Annotated in this window: 22 protein-coding genes and 1 pseudogene; 12 read left to right on the plus strand and 11 right to left on the minus strand. The window is 71.1% G+C overall.

What is annotated here, in order from left to right:
- Window position 1: 1 nt before the first annotated feature.
- The gene (locus tag ACIQM0_RS05865; RefSeq protein WP_401283848.1) at window positions 2–613 is read right to left on the minus strand and encodes a TetR/AcrR family transcriptional regulator; all 612 of its coding nucleotides are present in this window, start codon (window positions 611–613) and stop codon (window positions 2–4) included.
- Window positions 614–714: 101 nt separating this feature from the next.
- Between ACIQM0_RS05865 and ACIQM0_RS05870 the strand changes: the two genes are divergently transcribed.
- Window positions 715–2199 (plus strand): MFS transporter, encoded by a 1485-nt coding sequence (locus ACIQM0_RS05870; RefSeq protein ID WP_401283850.1) that lies wholly within the window; start codon window positions 715–717, stop codon window positions 2197–2199.
- A gap of 25 nt (window positions 2200–2224) precedes the next feature.
- On the opposite strand, the gene ACIQM0_RS05875 is transcribed toward ACIQM0_RS05870, so the two are convergent.
- Both ACIQM0_RS05875 and ACIQM0_RS05880 read right to left on the minus strand, forming a co-directional pair.
- A complete protein-coding gene (locus ACIQM0_RS05875; RefSeq protein ID WP_401283852.1) occupies window positions 2225–2773 on the minus strand; it encodes an SDR family oxidoreductase in 549 nt (182 codons plus the stop codon).
- Between the two features lie 79 nt (window positions 2774–2852).
- Window positions 2853–3305 (minus strand): annotated as a pseudogene (locus tag ACIQM0_RS05880) (GNAT family N-acetyltransferase); the annotation flags it as partial.
- Window positions 3306–3994: 689 nt separating this feature from the next.
- Between ACIQM0_RS05880 and ACIQM0_RS05885 the strand changes: the two are divergent.
- Window positions 3995–4468: a hypothetical protein gene (locus ACIQM0_RS05885; protein WP_401283854.1), complete on the plus strand. Its 474-nt coding sequence runs from the start codon at window positions 3995–3997 to the stop codon at window positions 4466–4468.
- Between the two features lie 239 nt (window positions 4469–4707).
- Here the strand turns inward: ACIQM0_RS05885 and sodN are convergent, their stop codons facing one another.
- A complete protein-coding gene (sodN, locus tag ACIQM0_RS05890) occupies window positions 4708–5103 on the minus strand; it encodes a superoxide dismutase, Ni (RefSeq protein WP_327338977.1) in 396 nt (131 codons plus the stop codon).
- Window positions 5104–5282: 179 nt separating this feature from the next.
- Here sodN and sodX point away from each other — a divergent pair, with 179 nt between their 5' ends.
- The gene (gene sodX / locus ACIQM0_RS05895; protein ID WP_401283856.1) at window positions 5283–5741 is read left to right on the plus strand and encodes a nickel-type superoxide dismutase maturation protease; all 459 of its coding nucleotides are present in this window, start codon (window positions 5283–5285) and stop codon (window positions 5739–5741) included.
- Here sodX and ACIQM0_RS05900 read toward each other — a convergent pair.
- Window positions 5645–6274, minus strand: coding sequence for an ABATE domain-containing protein (locus ACIQM0_RS05900; protein WP_123461604.1), 630 nt, complete (start codon window positions 6272–6274; stop codon window positions 5645–5647). The genes sodX and ACIQM0_RS05900 overlap by 97 nt on opposite strands.
- 162 nt (window positions 6275–6436) lie before the next feature.
- Here ACIQM0_RS05900 and ACIQM0_RS05905 point away from each other — a divergent pair, with 162 nt between their 5' ends.
- Window positions 6437–7126 carry a class I SAM-dependent methyltransferase gene (locus ACIQM0_RS05905; protein WP_401284174.1) on the plus strand — a complete coding sequence of 230 codons (690 nt, stop codon included), beginning with the start codon at window positions 6437–6439 and terminating at the stop codon, window positions 7124–7126.
- A gap of 89 nt (window positions 7127–7215) precedes the next feature.
- On the opposite strand, the gene ACIQM0_RS05910 is transcribed toward ACIQM0_RS05905, so the two are convergent.
- The 3 genes from ACIQM0_RS05910 to ACIQM0_RS05920 are packed head-to-tail and all read right to left on the minus strand — an operon-like array spanning window position 7216 to window position 9904.
- Window positions 7216–7977 carry an amino acid ABC transporter ATP-binding protein gene (locus ACIQM0_RS05910; RefSeq protein WP_401283858.1) on the minus strand — a complete coding sequence of 254 codons (762 nt, stop codon included), beginning with the start codon at window positions 7975–7977 and terminating at the stop codon, window positions 7216–7218.
- A complete protein-coding gene (locus ACIQM0_RS05915; RefSeq protein WP_363067667.1) occupies window positions 7974–8924 on the minus strand; it encodes an amino acid ABC transporter permease in 951 nt (316 codons plus the stop codon). The genes ACIQM0_RS05910 and ACIQM0_RS05915 overlap by 4 nt, the downstream gene beginning before the upstream one ends.
- A 29-nt stretch (window positions 8925–8953) precedes the next feature.
- A complete protein-coding gene (locus ACIQM0_RS05920; protein WP_401283861.1) occupies window positions 8954–9904 on the minus strand; it encodes an ABC transporter substrate-binding protein in 951 nt (316 codons plus the stop codon).
- A 524-nt stretch (window positions 9905–10428) separates the two neighbouring features.
- Between ACIQM0_RS05920 and ACIQM0_RS05925 the strand changes: the two genes are divergently transcribed.
- From ACIQM0_RS05925 to ACIQM0_RS05940, 4 genes are all read left to right on the plus strand, one after another.
- A complete protein-coding gene (locus ACIQM0_RS05925; protein WP_363025888.1) occupies window positions 10429–11649 on the plus strand; it encodes an NADP-dependent malic enzyme in 1221 nt (406 codons plus the stop codon).
- 168 nt (window positions 11650–11817) lie between these two features.
- Window positions 11818–12783 (plus strand): zinc-binding dehydrogenase, encoded by a 966-nt coding sequence (locus ACIQM0_RS05930; protein ID WP_363025890.1) that lies wholly within the window; start codon window positions 11818–11820, stop codon window positions 12781–12783.
- A gap of 38 nt (window positions 12784–12821) precedes the next feature.
- The gene (locus ACIQM0_RS05935; RefSeq protein WP_401283863.1) at window positions 12822–13031 is read left to right on the plus strand and encodes a helix-turn-helix domain-containing protein; all 210 of its coding nucleotides are present in this window, start codon (window positions 12822–12824) and stop codon (window positions 13029–13031) included.
- Window positions 13031–13606, plus strand: coding sequence for a Clp protease N-terminal domain-containing protein (locus tag ACIQM0_RS05940; RefSeq protein WP_401283865.1), 576 nt, complete (start codon window positions 13031–13033; stop codon window positions 13604–13606). The genes ACIQM0_RS05935 and ACIQM0_RS05940 overlap by 1 nt, the downstream gene beginning before the upstream one ends.
- 55 nt (window positions 13607–13661) lie before the next feature.
- Here ACIQM0_RS05940 and ACIQM0_RS05945 read toward each other — a convergent pair whose 3' ends face one another.
- Both ACIQM0_RS05945 and ACIQM0_RS05950 read right to left on the minus strand, forming a co-directional pair.
- Window positions 13662–14678, minus strand: coding sequence for a helix-turn-helix transcriptional regulator (locus tag ACIQM0_RS05945; protein ID WP_401283867.1), 1017 nt, complete (start codon window positions 14676–14678; stop codon window positions 13662–13664).
- Window position 14679: 1 nt separating this feature from the next.
- Complete coding sequence (locus ACIQM0_RS05950; protein WP_401283869.1) at window positions 14680–15537, minus strand: DUF4097 family beta strand repeat-containing protein; 858 nt, start codon at window positions 15535–15537, stop codon at window positions 14680–14682.
- Between the two features lie 176 nt (window positions 15538–15713).
- Here ACIQM0_RS05950 and ACIQM0_RS05955 point away from each other — a divergent pair, with 176 nt between their 5' ends.
- Window positions 15714–16589 carry a hypothetical protein gene (locus tag ACIQM0_RS05955; RefSeq protein WP_401283870.1) on the plus strand — a complete coding sequence of 292 codons (876 nt, stop codon included), beginning with the start codon at window positions 15714–15716 and terminating at the stop codon, window positions 16587–16589.
- Window positions 16590–16632: 43 nt separating this feature from the next.
- Here ACIQM0_RS05955 and ACIQM0_RS05960 read toward each other — a convergent pair whose 3' ends face one another.
- Window positions 16633–16818, minus strand: coding sequence for a DUF6104 family protein (locus ACIQM0_RS05960; protein ID WP_018102711.1), 186 nt, complete (start codon window positions 16816–16818; stop codon window positions 16633–16635).
- Between the two features lie 173 nt (window positions 16819–16991).
- On the opposite strand from ACIQM0_RS05960, the gene ACIQM0_RS05965 reads away from it, so the two are divergent.
- The 3 genes from ACIQM0_RS05965 (at window position 16992) to ACIQM0_RS05975 (ending at window position 20774) form a co-directional block, all read left to right on the plus strand.
- Complete coding sequence (locus ACIQM0_RS05965; RefSeq protein WP_401283872.1) at window positions 16992–17561, plus strand: CU044_2847 family protein; 570 nt, start codon at window positions 16992–16994, stop codon at window positions 17559–17561.
- Window positions 17562–17617: 56 nt separating this feature from the next.
- Window positions 17618–19621: a trypsin-like peptidase domain-containing protein gene (locus tag ACIQM0_RS05970; RefSeq protein ID WP_401283873.1), complete on the plus strand. Its 2004-nt coding sequence runs from the start codon at window positions 17618–17620 to the stop codon at window positions 19619–19621.
- A gap of 130 nt (window positions 19622–19751) precedes the next feature.
- On the plus strand, window positions 19752–20774 hold the full coding sequence (locus ACIQM0_RS05975) for an AAA family ATPase (protein WP_401283875.1): 1023 nt from the start codon (window positions 19752–19754) through the stop codon (window positions 20772–20774).
- The last annotated feature ends 3 nt before the right edge of the window (window positions 20775–20777 follow it).

Genomic DNA, 20777 nt, shown 5'->3' on the forward strand with positions numbered 1-20777 from the left:
CTCAGCTCACGTACGCACCCGCCCGCGCGGCCGCGGCGGCGGCGTCGGCCGCGCGGTCGGCTGCCGCCGCGTCGAGCGGGTCGCCACTGGCCAGCAGGCGGTAGTAGAGCGGCGCAGAGACGGCACGGATCACCTCGTCCGGATCCGTGCCCGCGGGGAGCTCCCCGCGCTCGACGGCCTCGGTGACGCAGCCGGACCACTCCTTGATCCGGATCGCGTAGAAGCGGTGCAGGGCCCGAGCGGTGCGCGCGTCGCAGGCCGCCGCCGCGATCACGGAGCGGAACAGGGCGCCCTGGCGCGGGTCGGTGAGGGTCCTGAGCACGAGCTGGGCGTTGGCCCTGAGGTCCTCGGCCAGTGAGCCGGTCGCCGTGCGCGGGGACGACTGCTCGGCCATGTCGTCGAGCAGATCCGCGATCAGCCCGGTGGGGCCGGACCAGCGGCGGTAGACGGTCGTCTTGCCGACCTCCGCGCGGCGCGCGACATCGGCGAGATCGAGGCGGTCGAAGCCGTGCTCGGCCAGCGCGTCACCCGCCGCGCGCAGGACGGCCTCCCGGACCCGGGCGGTGCGGCCGCCGGGCCGGACCGTACCGGGTTCCACACCCTCAGACGTCATAACGGGACTCCAGTTCCATTACTGCGTTCTCCTCTGCTACGGTCGCTCCATCTTAACGGAACCATAGAACCGTTAAAGCCTCCGTTCGAGGAAGGGCGACCATGTCCGCACCCAGCCAGACCCCGTCACGCGCCACCGTCAGCACCCCGGCCACCGCGGGTCCACCGTTGCACGCACCCCGTATGACCGGCCGGCAGAAGCTCGTCCTCACCCTCCTCCTCGGCGCCCAGTTCATGATCGCCGTGGACTTCTCGATCCTGAACGTCGCCCTGCCGGTCGTCGGCGAGGGGCTCGGCTTCGCCCTCCCGGACCTCCAGTGGATCGCCACCGCGTTCGCCCTGGCGGCCGCCGGGTTCACCCTGTTGTTCGGCCGCGTCGCGGACCTCGTCGGGCGCAAGCGCGTCTTCGTGGGCGGCATGGTCGTCCTCGGGCTCTCCTCGGCGCTGGGCGGACTGGCCACCTCCCCCGAGGTGCTGCTCACCGCCCGCGTCCTCCAGGGCCTCGCCACCGCGGCCGTCACCCCGGCCGGACTCGCCCTGCTGACCACGGCGTTCAAGGAGGGCCCGCTGCGCGAACGCGCCCTGGGCCTCAACGGCGCCCTGATGTCCGCCGGGTTCACGGCGGGCGCGATCCTCGGCGGGCTGCTCACCGATCTGCTCTCCTGGCGCTGGGCCTTCTTCGTCAACGTGCCCGTCGCCGCCCTCGTCGTGGCCCTGGCCCCGTCCGTCATCACCGACTCGCGCCCGGCCGTACGGCCCCGGCTCGACGTACCCGGAGCCGCGACCGTCACCGGCGGACTGCTGCTCCTGGTCTACGGACTGACCCAGGCGGGCGCGACCGGCTGGACCACGCCCACCACCCTGGCCGCGCTCCTCGCGGGACTCGTGCTGCTCATCGGCTTCTGGTTCGTCGAGAAGAGGGCCGCCGCGCCGCTCGTCCCCGTACACATCCTCAAGCGCCGAAGCGTCATCTGGGGCAACGCCACCGGCCTGATCGCCTTCGTCACCGAGACCTCGCTGGTCTTCCTGCTGACGCTCTACCTCCAGGAAGTCCTCGGCTATTCGCCCCTCGCGACGGGGCTCGCGTTCGGTGTCCTCGGCATCGGCACGGTCATCGGCGGCACCCTCGGAGGCCGTGCGGTCGGCCGCTTCGGCAACCGGACGGCCATCGTCACCGGTGGCATCGTCCAGGCCGCCGCCACCCTCTCCCTGGTCGCGCTCGGCACCTCAGGGGCGTGGATCTGGCTGCTGCTGGCGGCCACGTTCATCGGCGGCATCGGCAACATGCTGATGATCGTCGGCTTCATGGTGACCGCGACCTCCGGACTCCCCGACGAGGAACAGGGCCTGGCCACCGGCCTCGCCACCATGACCCAGCAGGTCGGCATCACCCTGGGCATCCCGGTGATGAGCGCCGTCGTCACCGCCCGGATGGCCGGCGTCGGCGACAACGGCCCGCAGGCCGTCCTGTCGGGCGTCTCGCTCGCGATCCTGGTCAACTCCGCGCTGGTGCTGGCCGGGGCCCTGCTCGCCGGCGCCTTCCTGGGCGGCCGACGAGCGGAGCGGACGGCGGTCACACCGTCCTGACCGCGCCGCTGATCGCACCTCCCGGTCACACTGTTTTGATCGAGCCTCCGTCGATGATGTGGTCCGCGCCGGTGGTGCTGCCGGCGCGGGGAGAGGCGAGGCAGGCGACGAGTGCGGCGACCTCGTCCGGGTGTACGAGCCTGCCGGTGACCATGCCCACGGCGGCCGGGAGACCGGCCGGGAACTGCTCGTGCTCCACGCCCATGGACCTGGACAGCTCGGCCCCGTACCCGTCGGGACTCTCCCACATGGCGGTGCGGACGGGGCCGGGCGAGACGGTGTTGACGCGCACCCCCAAGGGGCCGAACTCCTCGGCCAGCGCCTTGCCCAGCGCGGTCAGCGCCGCCTTCGCGGTGGTGTACGGGACGGGGCCGGCGTGCGGGGTCCTGGCCCCGTTCGAGGAGATGTTGACGACGGAACCCCGACTCTCCGTGAGGTGGGGCAGGGCCGCTCGTGTGGTGCGGACGGCGGTCAGGAAGTTCAGGTTGAACGCCTCCGACCACTGCTCGTCCGTGAAGCTGAGGAAGCCGCCCGTCGGGTCCGCGCCCGGGTCGCCGCCGCCGACGTTGTTCACCAGGAATCGAGCCCGCCGAGCTCGGCCGCGGCCAGGGCGATGAGCCGGCCGGGGGCGTCGGATGCGGCGAGATCCATCGCAGGTTCTCGGCCGCGCTCGGCACCTGCCGGAACCCGGCCTTCTCCCAGGCGCGTACTGCCCGCAGGTTCCCTCTTGCGGGATCGACGGTCACGCGCCGCCACCCAAGGTCTCCGCCCAGGTGTGCAAGGAGCACGCGAGCGGCATCCGGCCCCAGGCCCCGCCCTCTCGCTTCCGGCCCCAACACCATGTCGATGCCGCCTTCGGCGACTCCGGCCCGCCAGTACTGCGCGTAGCCCACTGGTGTGCTCTCTGCCAGCACCAGGAAGGACTCCACACGCGGCCGCCGCCTCCCCACGTACTTCTCAGTCACCTCGGCACGCGAAATCGGTACGCCGCCCCAGTGCTCGACGAAGTCGGGCGAAGCGAACCGCTGGGCCAGCAGGTCCACATCGCCCTCGGTCGTCGGGACAAGCCGGGTCAGCACTCCGTCGAGAACGACTCCATCGGCCATCGGCCACTCTCCAACGGTCACGGACGGTTCTTTGATCTCCTCACGAAAACAAAGACTCCCACCAGTGCGAAGATCACCAGGAAGATCGCAATCCCCCAGGCGGGGAGTTCCGGCCCGCCCCGCCCGGCGGCTGCCAGCGTCATACGGCTTCCCATGAGCCCTCACTTTCGATTCTGTATGACTAAAGCTGTCGGCTGCTGTGTCCGCTTGAAGAAGAGAGGAGGTGAGTATCAGGAGGCGGACGCAGACGATGTCGCATGCTCGATCCCCAAAGCGAGCGGGAGGATTCCCGAAGGGCGGGGTTGGTGAAGCCGCCGATGTTGGGGTCGCGGGAGCGGGCCGCGAGGGCTGTAGCCGTAGTTGTTGACCGTGGTGCCCGTCTCGTCGGCGACCGCCACCACACTGCCGAGCGTGTCGGTGAGGTAGCAGCAGTTCCCCAAGCCCGTCATGGAGTTCAGGTGCCCCCGGGTCCATGGTTGAACCCTGCAACGGCCCCGGCGGCTGACGTGCCTGCCAGGCTGATCGGGCGGCGGTGGAAGAACGTGTCGCCGAGCCTGATCCGCTCCCACTGGTCCGTCGACCCGCGCCGCCTGACTGCTACCGCCCTCGATGCAACGGGTGGTGACGGCAGCGCGTGAGCCCCGTGAATCTCGTTGTGGAAGGTTTCGTCAACTGAGGTAGAAGGCAGCATGGATACTGCCGTACTTGAACAGATGCTGGACGAGACCTTCGATCACGCGGTCGAGCACCACGGATACACCAATTACATGCGCGACTACGAGGTCGTCGTCTATGCAACGGCTGATCCCCGTACCGGCGTCGTGCCGGCCCACCTCCGGTATCTCTTCCGGTACTGCGTAGAGGCACGGTGCGAGACGTCAGTGCCCGCGGAGACGTGGCGGGTCTCTCTGGACGACCGGCTCATCGACCATGAAACCGGTGTCGATCTTGACGGATACGTCTGGGGAGTGAAGTGGCATGGCATGTATCCGGGAGCCGGACTTCAGCCTGAGTCGGAGGCGACCCGCCGCTGGTCGAAGGCCGTCGGGATCGACTTCCACGAGGTGCGCATCGAGACGAACGCGCATCACCTGACCTTGATCTTCTCTGACCCTCAGGTCAGTGAGGTCCCGACCGGATACGCACCCTTTGTTGCCCAGTAGGGATCAGGGGGTGGCGGCCGTCACAGCGGCCGGATTAGCGGGTGTCGTCGGTGTGACCGGCATGGTGCTCGGCCCCGCGTCCGCCGTCATCACGTCGCGGAACCACCTTCACCCACGCCCAAACGAAGAAGACCGCACCCGGTCAGTGACGGGCGTCGTTGCGGGCGCCCGGCGGGCCGGGTGCGGTCAGGTAGCCGACGTGACCGACGAGATGGCAGGTCAGACGGTCTAACCGTAAATCAGGCCTTCTTGGTCTCCCAGAAGATCGTGTCGATCTGGGCGATCAGGTCCAGAGCCTTCTGGCCGGTCGCCGGGTCGTTCGAGCCCTTGGCCGCGGAGAGCGCCTTCAGGGTGTCGTTGACCAGCTGGTGCAGCTCCGGGTACTTCTCGAAGTGCGGCGGCTTGAAGTAGTCGCTCCAGAGCACCGAGACGTGGTGCTTCGCGAGCTCGGCGCGCTGCTCCTTGATCAGGATCGAGCGAGTGCGGAAGTCCGCGTCCTCGTTGGCCTGGTACTTCTCCTGGACGGCCTTGACGGACTCCGCCTCGATGCGGGCCTGGGCCGGGTCGTATACGCCGCAGGGGAGGTCGCAGTGGGCGCTGACCTTCACCTTGGGGGCAAACAGGCGGGAAAGCATGGGGCTGTCCTTCCTCGTGATCGTCTTCTCAGGTGGGACATTACTCCGTGAGAGGCGCGAAATAGTGGGTGCCCCCATGGGCTTAGGCCAAAAGTCCAGGGTGAGGATGGGACCAGTGGCCGAATGTACGGAACGCTGGTGTGGGCGGTGTACTGGACGGACGGGGAGGTGCCGGAGAGATGCGGGAGGTGCCGGAGGTGCCGGAGCTGACCGATGAACAGCCCGGACGCGGGCTGGCGGCGCGGGTGCCGTTCCAGGTGGTGGAGGTGACGGGGCCCTCGATGGTGCCCACACTCCACCACGGGGACTGGCTGCTCGTGCAGTACGGGGTGCCGGTGCGCCCCGGTGACGTGGTGATCCTGAGGCATCCGTTCCAGCAGGACCTGCTGGTGGTCAAGCGGGCCGTGGAGCGGCGGGCCGGCGGCTGGTGGGTGCGCGGTGACAACCGGTTCGCGGGCGGCGACAGCACGGACTACGGGACCGTGCCCGAGGAGCTCGTGCTGGCCAGGGTCCGGGCGCGCTACCGGCCGCTGACGAAGGATCAGCGTTCGCTGCGCGGTGTGGCGGGCTGGGCGGTCTCCGCGCTGCGGCCGGTCTCGGCGGCGCGCTCCGTCTCCAGGCGCTTGCGGGCCCGGTAGGCGGCCACGTTGGCGCGGGTCGCGCAGCGGTCCGAGCAGTAGCGGCGGGAACGGTTGGTCGAGGTGTCTAGGTAGGCGTTGCGGCACGGCGCCGCCTCGCACAGGCCGAGCCGGTCCACGCCGTACGAGGTGAGGTGGAAGGCGAGGCCCATCGCCGCGGTCGCGGCGTAGCCCGCCGTGGCGTTGGACGGGTGGTCGGCCAGGTGCATGTGCCAGTCCGGCTTTCCGTCCGCGTCCCGGATGTCGTGGCCGGAGATCTGCGGGCTGACCGGGAACTCCAGCAGCAGTGAGTTGAGCAGGTCCACGGCCAGCGTCTCGTCCCCGCCGTCGGCCGCCTCGAAGACCGAGCGCAGCCGGGCCCGGACGGACCGGAAGCGGGTCACATCGGCGTCGGTCGCCCGGCGGGCGGCCTGCCCGTTGACGCCGAAGAGCTCGCGCACCGCGTCGACCGAGGTGAGGGCGTCCTTGTTGCGGGCCGGCTCCTCGGTGTTGACCAGGCGCACGGCGTAGTCCGAGTAATAGGCCAGTTCCACTTGTAGTCCTTACGGCGTCGGTCTAAAGTCGGTGCGACGGTGATGTAATGGGCTTCCCCGGGTCCAGGGTATTACATAGGAGGCTTTCGGGTGACGGACACGGCACGGGGTACCGACTGGCGGGCCTGGCAGGAGAGCTGGGACCGGCAGCAGGAGTGGTACATGCCCGACCGCGAGGAACGCTTCCGCGTGATGCTCGACATGGTCGAGGCCCTGGTGGGCCCCGAACCGCGGGTGCTCGACCTCGCGTGCGGTACGGGAAGTATCACGGACCGGCTGCTCCGGCGGTTCCCGAAGGCCACCAGTACCGGGGTCGATCTCGACCCCGCGCTGCTCGCCATCGCCCGCGGCTCCTTCGCGGACGACGCGCGCGTCACCTTCGTGACCGCGGACCTCAAGGACCCGCAGTGGGCGGCGCGGCTGCCCCACGACTCGTACGACGCTGTCCTCACCGCCACGGCCCTGCACTGGCTGCACAGCGAGCCGCTCGCCGTTCTCTACGGGCAGCTCGGCGGCCTCGTCCGGGACGGCGGGGTCTTCATGAACGCCGACCACATGACCGATACGGACACCCCCCGGATCAACGCCGCCGAGCGAGCCCATCGGCACACGGTCATGGACGGGGCCAGGGCCGGCGGCGCCCTGGACTGGGCGGACTGGTGGGCGCTGGCCGCGAAGGACCCGGTGCTCGCCGGGCCGACCGCCGAGCGGTTCCGGATCTACGGCGAGCACGCCGACGGCGACACGCCGTCCGTCCGGTGGCACGCGGACACCCTGCGCGCGGCCGGCTTCGGTGAGGCGCGGGCCGTGTGGTCCTCGCCCTCGGACAGCCTGGTGCTCGCGGTGAAGTAGCGGCGGGGCGGCTGCGGCGGACACGACGGGAGGGCGGTGCCGGCTCGGTGAGCCGGTACCGCCCTCCCGTACACATGCGGTCGCGGCGACTACAGGACCTTGGAGAGGAACGACTTCGTCCGGTCGTGCTGCGGGTCGGTCAGCACGTCGCGCGGGTGGCCCGACTCGACCACCACGCCGTCGTCCATGAAGACCAGCGCGTCCCCGACCTCACGGGCGAAGCCCATCTCGTGGGTCACGACGATCATCGTCATGCCGTCCTCGGCGAGTCCGCGCATGACGTCCAGGACGTCGCCCACCAGCTCCGGGTCGAGCGCGGAGGTGGGCTCGTCGAAGAGCATCAGCTTCGGCTCCATGGCCAGGGCGCGGGCGATGGCCACCCGCTGCTGCTGTCCGCCGGAGAGCTGCGAGGGGTAGCTGTTCGCCTTGTCGGACAGGCCGACCCGGTCCAGCAACTGGGTCGCCCGTGCTCGGGCGACGGCCTTGGACTCGCGCTTGACCTGGACCGGAGCCTCCATGACGTTCTCGATCGCCGTCATGTGGGGGAACAGGTTGAAGCGCTGGAAGACCATGCCGATGTCCCGGCGCTTCAGGGCGACTTCGCTGTCCTTGAGCTCGTAGAGCTTGTCGCCCTTCTGGCGGTAGCCCACCAGTTCGCCGTCGACGGACAGCCGGCCGGCGCTGATCTGCTCCAGGTGGTTGATGCACCGCAGGAAGGTCGACTTGCCGGAACCGGACGGGCCGATCAGACAGAAGACCTCGCGCGGGGCGACCTCCAGGTCGATGCCCTTGAGGATGTGTGCGGCGCCGAAGGACTTGTGGACGCCCTCGGCCTTCACCATGGCGCTCATGCCATGCCTCCCTTCGGGCGGCCGAGTGACAGCAGGTTGGTCCGGATCTTCTGCAACGGGGTGGGCGGCAGGCTGCGGCTGGAACCGCGGGCGTAGTACCGCTCCAGGTAGTACTGCCCGACGCTCAGCACCGAGGTCATGATCAGGTACCAGGCCGCGGCGAGGAAGTACATCTCCACCGGGGCCCCGGAGGCCTGCCCGATGTCCTGGGCGTACTTGAAGAGTTCGTAGAACTGCACGGCGGCCACCAGCGAGGTGGTCTTGAGCATGTTGATGACCTCGTTGCCCGTCGGCGGCACGATCACCCGCATGGCCTGCGGGATCACGACGCGTCGCAGGGTCTTGCCGTGGCTCATGCCCAGGGCGTGGGACGCCTCCGTCTGGCCCTCGTCGACCGAGAGCAGACCGGCCCGGCAGATCTCCGCCATGTACGCGGCCTCGTTGAGGCCGAGGCCGAGCAGCGCCGTCAGCAGCGGCGTCATGAAGCTCGACCAGTAGTCCTTGTAGATCGGCCCGAGGTTGATGTACTGGAAGACCAGACCCAGGTTGAACCAGACGAACAGCTGGACCAGGACCGGCGTACCGCGGAAGAACCAGATGTAGGACCACGCGATCGACGAGGTCACCGGGTTCTTCGACAGGCGCATGACGGCCAGCAGGATGCCGCCGACCACGCCGATCACCATCGACAGGGAGGTCAGCAGCAGGGTCTGGCCGACTCCCTTGACGATGCGGTCGTCGAAGAAGTAGTCCGGGACCGCACCCCAGTTGATCCTGCCCTGGCTGAACGCGTAGATGATCGCGACGAGTGCGGCGATGGCGACGACCGCGGAGACGTACCGGCCGTAGTGCCGGACCGGGATGGCCTTGATCGCCTCGGGTCCGGCCGCCGGGACGGGCGGTGCGGGTGGCTGGTCGGCCGGGCCCGGCTTGTCGGTGTCAATCACGGCTGATGCCTCTCAGTGCCGGGGTCCGGTCACGATCCGCCGTTCAGCTTGGCCTCGGTGACCGCTCCGGCCTCCACGCCCCACTTGGCGATGATCTTCTTGTACTCGCCGCTCTTGATGATCGCGTCCATGGCCGCCTTGACGGCCTTGGTGAGCTGGTCGTTGCCCTTGGCGACGGCGATGCCGTACGGGGCCGCCTCGACCTGGTCGCCGACGATCTGGAAGTCCTTGCCGCCGCCCGAGGTCTTCACCGCGTACGCGGCCACCGGGAAGTCGGAGGAGCCGGCGTCGGCCCCGCCGGAGCGCAGCCGGGTCTGGGCCTCCAGGTCGTTGTCGTACGGCTCGATGGCGATCTTCTTGCCGCCGGTGCACTTCTTGGACTCGGCCTTGGCCAGGTCGTGCGAGACCGTGTTGCGCTGGACGGCGATCTTCTTGCCGCAGAGGTCGGACCAGGCCTTGATCCCCTGGTCGTCCCCCTTCTTGGTGTAGATCGAGACACCGGCGGTGAAGTAGTCGATGAAGTCGACCCCCTCGCCGACCTTCTTCTTGGTCTCGGGGTCGATGCCCTCCTGGCGGTCCTTCGTGTCGGTCATCGCCGACATGGCCAGGTCGTAGCGCTTGGAGCGCAGCCCCGTGACCAGCGTGTCGAACGTGCCGTTCTCGAACTGGAACTCCACGCCCAGCACCTTGCCCAGCGCCGCGGCGAGGTCCGGGTCGATGCCGACCGTCTTGCCGGACTTGTCCTTGAACTCGACCGGCGGGTACGCGATGTCCGAGCCGACCTTGATGACGCCCTTGGACTTGATCTCCGCGGGGAGGAGATCGGCGGGGGAGTTGCCGGCCGTGGTCTTCGTCGTGTCGGAGCCGCTCTTGGTCTGGTCGCCACAGGCGGTCAGCAGCATGGTGCCGGCGACCGCGATGGCGCCGACCGCTGCAATCCGGGACTTCGCGGTCGTACGACGGTTCGTGCGTGCGGTCATGATCGGGTTCCTCCGGCAGATGAGGGTGGTGTTGCCAGGCGGTTTGGCACACGACGTCGGGTGTCGCCGCCATGTGCGATTACGGCATCTTGCCATTCGGACCAGCGCATTCAGGGGGCTGGTCATGTCAAAATCGGGTAACGGGCGATCCCCGATCCTCATGTGGCCGGTACACCAGGGCCGGACCATCTATGGGGTTTCTTTCCCACGGCCGCAGAATCTGCGGCGCGTCTCGACCGGTGGACACCCATTCTCGGCGTGGCTGACATGTCCAGATTTTCGGCTATGAGTCACGTCACCGAGTGGGTATGGACTCGTCCATGACCCGGTCCGTCCGGTATGAAAGACGTTTACACCCCTCATCCGGGGCTCAGGGCGCGTGTGCGGCGCGCCCGCGCGTACGTACCTCCCCCCTGCCGCGGCGGGCCAACCGCCCAGTGCAGGGGACGTACGCGGTGCCCGCCCACCCCTCCTCAACCAGGAGTGGCCACCCTCAAACGATGAAGACTTAAGGGGTCAACACCATGGCAGCGGAGATCGTGAATCCTCGCAGCGACAGCAGCACAGACAGCACGGGCAGCACGACCGACGAGCCGTTCGATCCGGCCTTCGCGCTCCACCGCGGCGGGAAGATGGCCGTGCAGGCCACCGTCCCGATCCGGGACAAGGACGACCTGTCCCTCGCGTACACGCCCGGTGTGGCGAAGGTGTGCAGCGCGATCGCCGAGAATCCGGAACTCGTCCACGACTACACCTGGAAGTCGCAGGTCGTCGCCGTCGTGACGGACGGCACCGCGGTGCTGGGGCTCGGCGACATCGGGCCCGAGGCCTCCCTCCCCGTGATGGAGGGCAAGGCGATCCTGTTCAAGCAGTTCGGCGGCGTCGACGCGGTGCCGATCGCCCTCGCGACCACCGACGCGGACGAGATCGTGGAGACCGTCGTCAGGCTCGCACCGTCCTTCGGCGGGGTGAACCTGGAGGACATCTCGGCCCCGCGCTGCTTCGAGATCGAGCGCAAGCTCCAGGAGCGGCTCGACATCCCCGTCTTCCACGACGACCAGCACGGCACCGCCGTGGTCACGCTCGCCGCTCTGCGCAACGCCGCGAAGCTGTCCGGGCGCGGCCTCGGCGAGCTGCGCGCCGTCATCTCGGGCGCGGGCGCGGCCGGGGTGGCCATCGCCAAGTTCCTGCTGGCGGCGGGGCTGGGCGATGTCGCGGTCGCCGACCGCAAGGGCATCGTCAGCCGGGACCGCGAGGACCTGACGGACGTCAAGCGGGAGCTGGCCGAGCTCACGAACAAGGCGGGTCTCTCCGGGCCGCTGGACACGGCGCTGGCCGGCGCGGACGTCTTCATCGGCGTCTCCGGCGGCACGGTCCCGGAGCCGGCCGTCGCCTCCATGGCGCCCGGCGCGTTCGTCTTCGCCATGGCGAACCCGAACCCCGAGGTGCACCCCGACATCGCGCACAAGTACGCGGCCGTCGTGGCGACCGGGCGGTCGGACTACCCGAACCAGATCAACAACGTGCTGGCGTTCCCCGGAATCTTCGCGGGCGCGCTCCAGGTCCGGGCGTCCCGGATCACCGAGGGCATGAAGATCGCCGCGGCGAACGCGCTGGCGGACGTGGTGGGCGACGAGCTGGCCGCGGACTACGTGATCCCGTCGCCGTTCGACGAGCGGGTCGCCCCGGCGGTCACCGCGGCCGTCGCGGCGGCGGCGCGGGCGGAGGGCGTGGCCCGGCGCTGAGTGCGCTGAGGCGGGGGTTCGGGGGCGCGTCCCTTCGGGGGCGCTGTCCCCGTGCCCCCGCTCCCCGGCCGCCGGTGGGGCTCATGTCCCGGACGGCCCGTCACGCGCGGTGCGTGTCACACCCGCAGCCGGTTACGCGGGACCGCCGCCCGGCCTATCGTCGGCCCCATGTTCGCCGCCTACGCATCCCGCCTCGACCGCGACCACCCACTCAACGGCCTTGAGCTGGGCGAACGCCCGGCTCCCGGCGCACGCCCCGGATGGACCACCGTCAACGTCCGGGCCGCCTCCCTCAACCACCACGACCTCTGGTCGCTCCGCGGTGTCGGCCTCGCCGAGGACAAGCTGCCGATGATCCTCGGCTGCGACGCCGCCGGGACCGACCAGGACGGCAACGAGGTCGTCCTGCACTCCGTCATCGGCCAGACCGGGCACGGGGTCGGCCCGGACGAGCCCCGCTCCATCCTCACCGAGCGCCATCAGGGCACCTTCGCCGAACAGGTCACCGTCCCCAGCTGGAACGTGCTGCCCAAGCCGAAGGAACTCACCTTCGAGCAGGCGGCCTGCCTGCCCACCGCCTGGCTGACCGCCTACCGCATGCTCTTCACCAACGCCGGGGTGCGGCCCGGCGACTCCGTGCTCGTCCAGGGCGCCGGCGGCGGGGTCGCCACCGCCGCGATCGTCCTCGGCCGGGCCGCCGGACTGCGGGTCTACGCCACCAGCCGCGACGAGGCCAGGCGCGAGCGGGCCGTCGAACTCGGCGCCGTCGAGGCGTACGAGCCCGGCGCGCGGCTGCCCCACCGGGTCGACGCCGTCATCGAGACGGTCGGCGCCGCCACCTGGTCGCACTCCGTCAAGTCCCTGCGCCCCGGCGGCACGCTGGTCATCTCGGGCGCCACGAGCGGCGACCGCCCCTCGCACGCCGAGCTGACCCGGATCTTCTTCCTGGAGCTGAGGATCATCGGCTCGACCATGGGGTCCAAGGACGAGCTGGAGGATCTGCTGGCGTTCTGCGCGGCCACCGGGGTGCGCCCCGTCATCGACGAGGTGCTGCCGCTGGACCGGGCCCGCGAGGGCTTCGAACGGCTGGCTTCGGGCGACCAGTTCGGGAAGATCGTGCTCACTGTCAACTAGAGTTGACGCGCGGCGGGGTGTCAACGTAAGTTGACATCATGACCGAAGCAACGGATCTCGCCGCTCGCGCCGGCGACCGCGACCCCCGGGTGGGGCTGCGGTCGGTCGCCGCGCTGCGCAAGCTGCTGGAGCAACTCGAAGCCGTACAGGTCAGGAGCGCCCGGGGCCAGGGCTGGTCGTGGCAGGAGATCGCGGCCGAACTGGGTGTCAGCCGGCAGGCCGTGCACAAGAAGTACGGGAGGCATTGATGTTCGAGCGATTCACCAAGGGCGCCCGCGCCACCGTGACCGGAGCGGCGGACCACGCCGAACGGGCCGGCGCCGGTGCGGTCAGTGAGGAGCACCTGCTGTTCGCGCTGCTGGACCAGGAGGGCAGCCGGGCGTCGTTCGCCACCGCGGCGCTCGGCCTCGCGGACCGCAGGGCGTCGGTCGCGGCCGCGCTGGCCGACGCCCGCAGGCGCGGCGGCATGACCAGGGCCGACGCCGAAGCGCTCGCCGGCATCGGCATCGACCTCACCGCGATCGTCGACCGCATCGAGGAGGCACACGGCGAGGGTGCGCTGGACGGCGGGCGCCGGGTCCGGCGCCGGTGGTCGGGCCACCGCGTCTTCACCCGGGAGGCCAAGGCGGTCCTGGAGAAGTCCCTGCGGATCGCGCTCGGCCGGCGCGACCGGTTCATCGGCGAGGAGCACCTCCTGCTGGCTCTCACCGCCAACCCCGGCGTCGTCGCCGACGTCCTGGCCGAGCACGGCGCCACGTACGAAACGGTCAGCCGCGCGCTGTACGGGGACGGCGGCGCGCAGCAGGACCGGAAGGCGGGCTGAACGCCGGGCGGCCCGGGGAATCCCCGGGCCGCCCGGCGCCACTTCTGGGCCGCTCCTACGTCGCGCTGCCGCCGGTGTCCCCGCGCAGCAGCGCCCCGATGCCGGACGCCGCCGCCGACAGGTGGCGGCGGGCCTCCGACAGCTGGTCCTCCGTGACGCCCCGGTCCCGGGCCGCGTCGCGGATGTCGTCGCGGAAGCGGTCCAGCAGGCGGTCCAGATCGCGGGCCGGATCACCCGTACCGCCCACGTCCTTGCCCCAGTCGGGGTCGGCGTCGGCGGGTTCCGGCGTGACGTACGGGGGCCGGCCGCCGGTACGGGCGAAGCCGCCCAGCTGTCCGGTGATCTCCGCCAGCCCTTCCCGCACGCCCGCCGGCCAGTCGCCGCGGGCGAAGTGCTCCTGGACCTGGCGGGCGGCGTTCTGCATCTGCTCGCGCGCCCGGTCCTGGGCCTCCTTGGCCTGGCGGCGGGCCTGCTGGGCGTCCTCGCGGGCGCGGCGGGACTCGTCCTTCGCGCGGCGGGCCTGCTCCTTCCACTCCTGCTTGGCCTTGCGCAGCTCCTCCTTCGCGTTGCGCCACGTCTCCTTGTCGCCGAAGTCACCGAGGTCCCCGAAGTCACCGAAGCCGCCGAAGGGCGACTCCTTGCCTCCCCTGGCGCCTTCCTTGGCGCCGGAGCGGGTGGTGCCGTGGCGGGACTCGTCCGCCGCGGCGCGCATCTCGCTGCGCAGCTTGCCCGCGGCCCCGCGGACGTCGTCGCGGATCTCGGCGGCCAGTTCGGAGACGGAATCCCGGATCTCCAGCTCCAGATCGGCCAGCTCGCCGGTGCGGCCCGCGAGTTCGGCGCGGCCGGCGTCGGTGATCGAGTAGACCTTGCGGCCGCCCTCTGTGGCGTGCGTGACCAGGCCCTCGGCCTCCAGTTTGGCCAGCCGCGGATAGACCGTGCCGGCCGAGGGCGCGTACAGCCCCTGGAATCGCTCCTCCAGCAGCCGGATCACCTCGTAGCCGTGGCGGGGCGCCTCGTCGAGCAGCTTCAGCAGGTAGAGGCGCAGGCGGCCATGGGCGAATACGGGGGGCATGTCAGAGCACCTTTCCGGTCGGCTCGGCGTCGTGGGCGTCGTCCTCGGCCGGTGGGCGGCGGAGCAGGGCGATCGACCCCGAGACCGTGGTCGCCTTCAGTGTCCCGGTCCCGGAGCCGAGCGTGCCGGTGATCCGCTTCGCCCCCCACTGGCCGTTGACCCGCAGGTCCTCGAAGCCGTTGGAGACGGAGCCGCTCGCGGTGTTCGCCTCCACCCGCGCGTCCGCCGGGTGCGGCAGCCGGATGGCGACCTCGCCGGAGACGGTGGTGAGCCGGATGTCGGTGGGCTTCCCGGTCGGGTCCAGGTCGAGCACCATGTTCCCGCTGACGGACTCGGCCTTCACGGAGACGCCGGCGCCCTCGATGACCGTCAGATCGCCCGAGACCGAGTGGAAGCGCAGGTCGCCGGTGACGGCCTGGGCCTCCAGGCTCCCGGACACCGTCTCCGCGCCGACCGGCCCGGCGAGTCCGACGAGGGTGGTGTCGCCGGTGACGCCGCGTACGTCCGTACGGCCGCGGATTCCGGAGACGAAGGCCCCGGCGCCGACCACGCCGACCTCCACGGACGATCCGGCCGGGACCGCGAGGGAGACGGCCGCGTGCCGGTGCCAGCCCTTGCGGTCGAACCACTTGAGGAGGCCCTGCCAGGCCAGGTCCTCGTAGGTGACGGTGAGGACGCCGTCCTGCTGGGTCACGACCAGCGGCGGTCCCTCGATGCCGGTGACCTCCAGCCTGGCGGTCGGTTCGTCGGTGCCGACGACATTGACCGTGCCGTTGACGATGCGCACGCTGAGCGCCGTCACCGGTTCGTCGAAGGTGAGCTTCTGAGGCTCGGCGATGGCCCACGTCGACACAGGCATGGATCTGACCTCCTGGGGAGCGCGGATGACGCAACATATCGCGTCTCTTGCAGAACACGATATATCGCGGATGAGGGAAGTCAAGGCGGGTCGCTACGGAGGGTGGGGATGAGGTTGAAGGATCAAATCGCCGTAAACAGCGATGAATAGGGCGAAATTGTCTTACGGTGTGGGGCATGGACGCGACATCACCCGTGGGCGCACTGCTGCTGTGCCGGGCCGAACCCGAGAGCGTGCGGCCGGTCGCCCACCTGCTGCGCGAACGGATGCTGCTGGCACCCGCCGGAGACGGATGGAGCGTCCTCGTACCCGAGGGAACGCCCTGGCGGGGCGGACGCCCGCAGGACCTGCGGGAACCGGAGGCGGGGGAGGCGGCCGAGCCCGTCGACCGGGTGCTGGGCGGCTGGGCCACCGCACTCGCGGTCGGCTCCGCCTGGCCGGTCCTCGCGCTCTGGTGGGACGGCGACCGGGCCGGGTACACCCTGGCCGCGGGCTTCCGCCGGCCGGTCGGCTACGTCTGGCTCGCCGACGGGACCCCGGCGGGGGAGGACGAGGCGATGCGTACGTTCGCCGAGCGGCTCGGCCTCGATCCCGTACTGGACGTCCAGGCGCTCGAAGCCCTCACCCGCCCCGATCCGGAGGCGGACGCCCGCGCCCGGCTGCGCGGACTGCTCGCCGTCCTCACCCGTGTCGGGCTGACGCTCCCGGCCGGCCTCGACCCCGGCGCGTCCTCGGCCTCGCTGGCCGCCGGAGCCGGTGCGGGCCCTGCGGCCGAACGGATCGCGTGGACCGGCTGGCGCGACGCGGTCAGGGTGGAACTCGAAGCGGTCGAGAACAGCCGCGTCGGTCCCTGGATGCGGGGTCCCAGGGCCCGCGCCCTGGCAGGCGCCCAGCTGGCCGCGGGACTTCCGCTCGCCCTCTGGGGAGCCGGCCGGCGCAGCGGCGGCTGGGTCTTCGCCGGGGCGCTGCTCATGGTGCACGGCGCGCTCGGTCTCGCGTACGACCGGATCCGGGACGACGGCCCTGGCGGGGCGGGCGGCGGGCCCGCCTGAGAGTCCGGCGACGGGCGGGCGGGGAGCGGCGGTCGGGCGGTGACTACTCGTCCTCGTCCTCGTCGTCGTCCAGCCGGGCCAGCCAGGTGGCGAGGCGCTCGACCGGCACCTCGAAGTCGGGATTCAGATCGACGAACGTACGCAGCTGCTCGGCGAGCCACTCGAAGGTGACCTCCTCCTCGCCTCGCCGCTTCTCCAGCTCCTCGATACCGCGGTCGGTGAAGTACATGTCGGCAAGTTTAATGCCTGGTGACAGCCCACGGAGGCCGCGGTATCCGGACCGAACCGGCCGTGCGCAGGGCCCGCGAACCGGTCCGCCACACCCCCGCGTCCTGGTCCATGTACCTCGCATCGGTCGGCTACGGCCGTTAACCTGCGGGTAGTTGGGGAACGGGGGGTGTCATGGGTGACAGTGCGGCCCGTATTACGCGCATTGAGATGCCGGACGGCACGCCGGTCTGGGCCCGGATCTCGGGAGCCGAGGAGCTGGACCGTCCGGCGCCCGGTGCCGGTCCGACGTACACGGACACCGGGTTCGGCGACATCGCCGACCAGGTGCAGGCCCGGGTCGAGAGCCTGCAGGGCGTGGTGACCAGTGTCGCGCGCTCGCTCGCCGTGCCGCTGCGCGCCGTGCGGCCGGACGAGGTCAGCGTCGAGTTCGGGATCGAGCTCACCGCCAAGTCCGGCAGGATCGTCGGGCTCCTCGCGGACGGCGAGGCCAAGGGAGCCATCAAGGTCACGCTCACCTGGAACGGCGGCGGACCACCCGTCGACCCGCCACCACCGGCCCCCGCGCCCGTGCCCGCGCAGGCCCCGGCGCCGCCCGCGTCCGTGCCACCGGTTCCGTTCGCGCCCCCCGGAGCCCCGCCCGTCGCACCGGCGCCCGCGCCCCCGGGCCCGCCCGCCGGTGCGTCCCCCGGCGCCCCGGCGCACCCTGACGGGGCGGACGACACCGACGGCGGCGGGGCATGAGCCCGGAGGGCGACGGGGGCGCAGAGGGGGGCCCGGGACAGCCGGAGGCTGCCCTCATGGACCTCGTCCACGACGCCACCGTGCGCATCCATCGTCCGGGGTCCGGGTATGCCCAGGACGGACCCGGCGGGGACTTCCTGGGGAGCGGCTTCTTCATCGCCCCGAGCTGGATCCTCACGTGTGCGCACGTGGCGATGCGGGGGGAGGAGGGCGTGGTGAACGTGTGGTTCAAGGAGGACCGCTACAGCACCGAGCTGACCGAGGTGCCCGGCAAGGTCGTCGCCGCGATGCCCGGCGCCCGTCCGGAGGGAGCCGCCGGCTGGCCGGCCCCCGACCTCGCGCTCATCAAGCTCCAGCGGCCCGTCGAGCACACCTGTGTGTACGTCACCGAGCGCTCGGAGGCCATGCTCCGCAGCCGGGAGATCCACTGCGTGGGCTGGGCGCCCTCGCAGGGCGGGGGACTGCTGAAGCGCAGCGGGGTCTGTGTCGTGAAGGGGGCCTACGGCGCGTCGGACGACGCCGAGCAGGTCGTCCGGCTCGACGGGGACTGGCTGGAGCCCGGCATGTCCGGCGGCCCCGTGGTGGATCTCGCCCGCGGGGAGGTGGTCGGGGTGATCAAGTCGCGGCTCGACAACCACCAGGGCGGAACGGCCGTGGGGATCGAGCGGCTGCGCACCCTGAAGGTGCCGTCCGCGCCCGTCGAGACCGAGGGCGACGACACCTACCAGTCCGTCTTCCACGCCCATGACCGCTACCACGCGGACCGGCACAACAGCCCGGCCAGCACCGAGCGGACCTGGGCCGACGCGCAGAGCGAGCTGTCGGCCCCGCCCGGCGGCGTCCTCGGCCCCAAGCGGCGCGCGGACCTGCTGGGGCGGCTCGCCGAGTTCCCGCCCCCGGTCAGCACCCGCGGCCTGCTCCTCCTCCTCGACGCCCTGCCCGGCGTCCACTCCCGTGACCACCGCCCCGCCCCGCGCGGCTGGCGGGACGGCCTGGGGGCGCTCTACGACACCCGCGCCCGCGACCACGACGCTCCGCTCGAACTGGTCCTGCGCTACTGCATGGGCGTGCTCGCCGCCGACCGGCCCTTCGACGTGCCGTCCACCGGGACCGCGGCCAAGTCGCTGTGGGAGTGGGTGAAACGGATCGCGGAGGAGGAGCTGTCCCGCGACTTCCGCCGGCAGCTCGCCATGGAGTGGGCGGCCGTCCGGCTGCGCCTGGACGAGGACCGCCGCCGGGCCGTGGCGGCGCCGAGCGAACCCGTCCGCCACGGCGAACGCGCCTGCGTCCTGCTGGAACTCGAACCCCAGGGCTGGGCCCGGGACCGCTACGACTGGCGCATCGCGGTCGCCCGCCACACCGGCGAGATGCTGCCCGTCGCCGAGGACAGCCAGGGCACCGCGCTCGACACCCTGCCGGACCGGCTCGCCGCCGCACTGACCGAGGCGTTCCGGCAGTGCGACGAGCCGGGCAGCCCCGCCCTGCTCCAGGTCTCCGTCCCTCCCGCGCTGTTCGCTCTCGAGGTCGACCGCTGGGAGCTCCCCTCGGACGGGCTGCCGCTCGGCGTCGTACGCCCGGTGGTCCTGCGCAGTTCCTACCGCGGGCCCGACGACGAGCGTCTGGCGCGCTGGAGCGCCACGCGGGGCGCGATGCGGGCCGAAGTCGTCGACTGCGAGAACGAATTGCGGGTACGGGTACCCGAGGTCGCGCACCTGCGCACCCTGGCCCACGAGAGCGTGCCGGTGCTCTGCCGTTACGGCAACCCGGACCCAGGGATCACGGCCGGGGCGGTGCGGGTGCTCGACACCGGCTTCGGAGTGGCCCTGCTGCAACGGCGGCCGACGGAGACCGACACGGTCTGCCGGGAGTTCCACCGGCGGGTGGCCGAGGCCGTCCTTGACGCCCGCACCCGTGACGGGCTTCCGCTGAAGCTGCACGAGCTGAGAAGAGGAGTGAGCGCGGAACGCACGGAGACGTACTGGTCCGACGGGGTCGCCCTGTTCTACGACGATCCGCACCACCCGCTGCCCGGCTCGGGCGAGTTCCTGGAGGCGCCGTGACGAGAAGCGCCGGTCATCATCCGAAGGACCGTGCCGGCCCGCCCCTTACGGGGGGTACGCCGGATCGCTACGGTAAGGCACGTTCGACAGCTGCTGTCCCTGGCGGACGAGTGACAACGAGGACCACGCTATGAGTGAACCCAGCGAGTGGCTCATCTACCGCGGCATCGGTGAACCGCACGACGGCGTACCGCAGTTGCCGCCGCCGCCGCCCTGGCGCGACTTCTCGGGCGGTCGCGGCACCCCGGCGGACGGGGGCGACTCCGCCGACCGCAGGCTCGGCATCCCCGGACGCATCGCGGAGGAGCACCGGCCGGGCGCGGAGGAACTCGAAATGATCAACGCCGCGCTGTACCTGCGGCGTCCGCTGCTGGTCACCGGCGACCCGGGGGCCGGAAAGAGCACCCTGGCCCACTCCGTCGCCCGTGAACTCGAGTTCGGCAAGGTGCTGCGCTGGCCCATCGTCAGCCGCTCCTCACTGCTGGACGGCCTCTACCACTACGACGCGATCGCCCGGCTGCAGGACGTGCAGATCGCCTCGCACGCCTCCGCGAACGGCGGAGAAGGTGCCGACTCGGCCCAGAACGTGGGGAGTTACATCAGGCTGGGCCCGCTGGGCACCGCGCTGCTGCCCTCCGACCGGCCTCGGGTACTGCTCATCGACGAGCTCGACAAGAGCGACATCGACCTGCCGAACGATCTGCTCAACGTGCTGGAGGAGGGCGAGTTCGCCATTCCCGAGCTGGAGCGGATCGTGGACCGCCTCCCCGACGGCGAGGCGGACGTGCTGGACCACGACGGCAACAAGGTGCGGATCAAGGGCGGCCGGGTGCAGTGCCGGGCTTTCCCGTTCGTCGTCCTCACCAGTAACGGCGAGCGGGACTTCCCGGCCCCCCTGATGCGCCGCTGCATCCACCTGGAACTCGACCGCCCCGACCACAAGCGGCTGGCCGCCTTCGTCAAGGCGCACCTGGGCGAGGAGGCCGCCCGCTCCAGCGAGGACCTCATCACCCGCTTCCTGGAGCGCTCACGCAGCGAACTGCTGGCCACGGACCAGCTGTTGAACGCCATCTACCTCACCCACGCCGCTGCGCCGGCCGGCCGCGACCGGCTGGCCGAACTGCTCATCCAGCGGCTCGACCGGCCGAGGTGAGGT

Origin of the sequence: Streptomyces sp. NPDC091387, assembly GCF_044756945.1 — a bacterium.
Lineage (GTDB): Bacteria > Actinomycetota > Actinomycetes > Streptomycetales > Streptomycetaceae > Streptomyces.

Excerpts from the sequence above, each read along its gene's own strand:
- ACIQM0_RS05935 (WP_401283863.1), top strand. The coding sequence starts at position 12,822 with ATGACCGAAGCAACGGATCTCGCCGCTCGCGCCGGCGACCGCGACCCC.
- ACIQM0_RS05930 (WP_363025890.1), top strand. The coding sequence starts at position 11,818 with ATGTTCGCCGCCTACGCATCCCGCCTCGACCGCGACCACCCACTCAAC.
- ACIQM0_RS05940 (WP_401283865.1), top strand. The coding sequence starts at position 13,031 with ATGTTCGAGCGATTCACCAAGGGCGCCCGCGCCACCGTGACCGGAGCG.
- ACIQM0_RS05905 (WP_401284174.1), top strand. The coding sequence starts at position 6,437 with ATGCCCGACCGCGAGGAACGCTTCCGCGTGATGCTCGACATGGTCGAG.
- ACIQM0_RS05925 (WP_363025888.1), top strand. The coding sequence starts at position 10,429 with ATGGCAGCGGAGATCGTGAATCCTCGCAGCGACAGCAGCACAGACAGC.
- ACIQM0_RS05945 (WP_401283867.1), bottom strand. The coding sequence starts at position 14,678 with ATGCCCCCCGTATTCGCCCATGGCCGCCTGCGCCTCTACCTGCTGAAG.
- ACIQM0_RS05910 (WP_401283858.1), bottom strand. The coding sequence starts at position 7,977 with ATGAGCGCCATGGTGAAGGCCGAGGGCGTCCACAAGTCCTTCGGCGCC.
- ACIQM0_RS05920 (WP_401283861.1), bottom strand. The coding sequence starts at position 9,904 with ATGACCGCACGCACGAACCGTCGTACGACCGCGAAGTCCCGGATTGCA.
- ACIQM0_RS05955 (WP_401283870.1), top strand. The coding sequence starts at position 15,714 with ATGGACGCGACATCACCCGTGGGCGCACTGCTGCTGTGCCGGGCCGAA.
- sodN (WP_327338977.1), bottom strand. The coding sequence starts at position 5,103 with ATGCTTTCCCGCCTGTTTGCCCCCAAGGTGAAGGTCAGCGCCCACTGC.
- ACIQM0_RS05950 (WP_401283869.1), bottom strand. The coding sequence starts at position 15,537 with ATGCCTGTGTCGACGTGGGCCATCGCCGAGCCTCAGAAGCTCACCTTC.
- ACIQM0_RS05965 (WP_401283872.1), top strand. The coding sequence starts at position 16,992 with ATGGGTGACAGTGCGGCCCGTATTACGCGCATTGAGATGCCGGACGGC.
- sodX (WP_401283856.1), top strand. The coding sequence starts at position 5,283 with ATGCGGGAGGTGCCGGAGGTGCCGGAGCTGACCGATGAACAGCCCGGA.
- ACIQM0_RS05970 (WP_401283873.1), top strand. The coding sequence starts at position 17,618 with ATGGACCTCGTCCACGACGCCACCGTGCGCATCCATCGTCCGGGGTCC.
- ACIQM0_RS05865 (WP_401283848.1), bottom strand. The coding sequence starts at position 613 with ATGACGTCTGAGGGTGTGGAACCCGGTACGGTCCGGCCCGGCGGCCGC.
- ACIQM0_RS05870 (WP_401283850.1), top strand. The coding sequence starts at position 715 with ATGTCCGCACCCAGCCAGACCCCGTCACGCGCCACCGTCAGCACCCCG.
- ACIQM0_RS05885 (WP_401283854.1), top strand. The coding sequence starts at position 3,995 with ATGGATACTGCCGTACTTGAACAGATGCTGGACGAGACCTTCGATCAC.
- ACIQM0_RS05960 (WP_018102711.1), bottom strand. The coding sequence starts at position 16,818 with ATGTACTTCACCGACCGCGGTATCGAGGAGCTGGAGAAGCGGCGAGGC.
- ACIQM0_RS05975 (WP_401283875.1), top strand. The coding sequence starts at position 19,752 with ATGAGTGAACCCAGCGAGTGGCTCATCTACCGCGGCATCGGTGAACCG.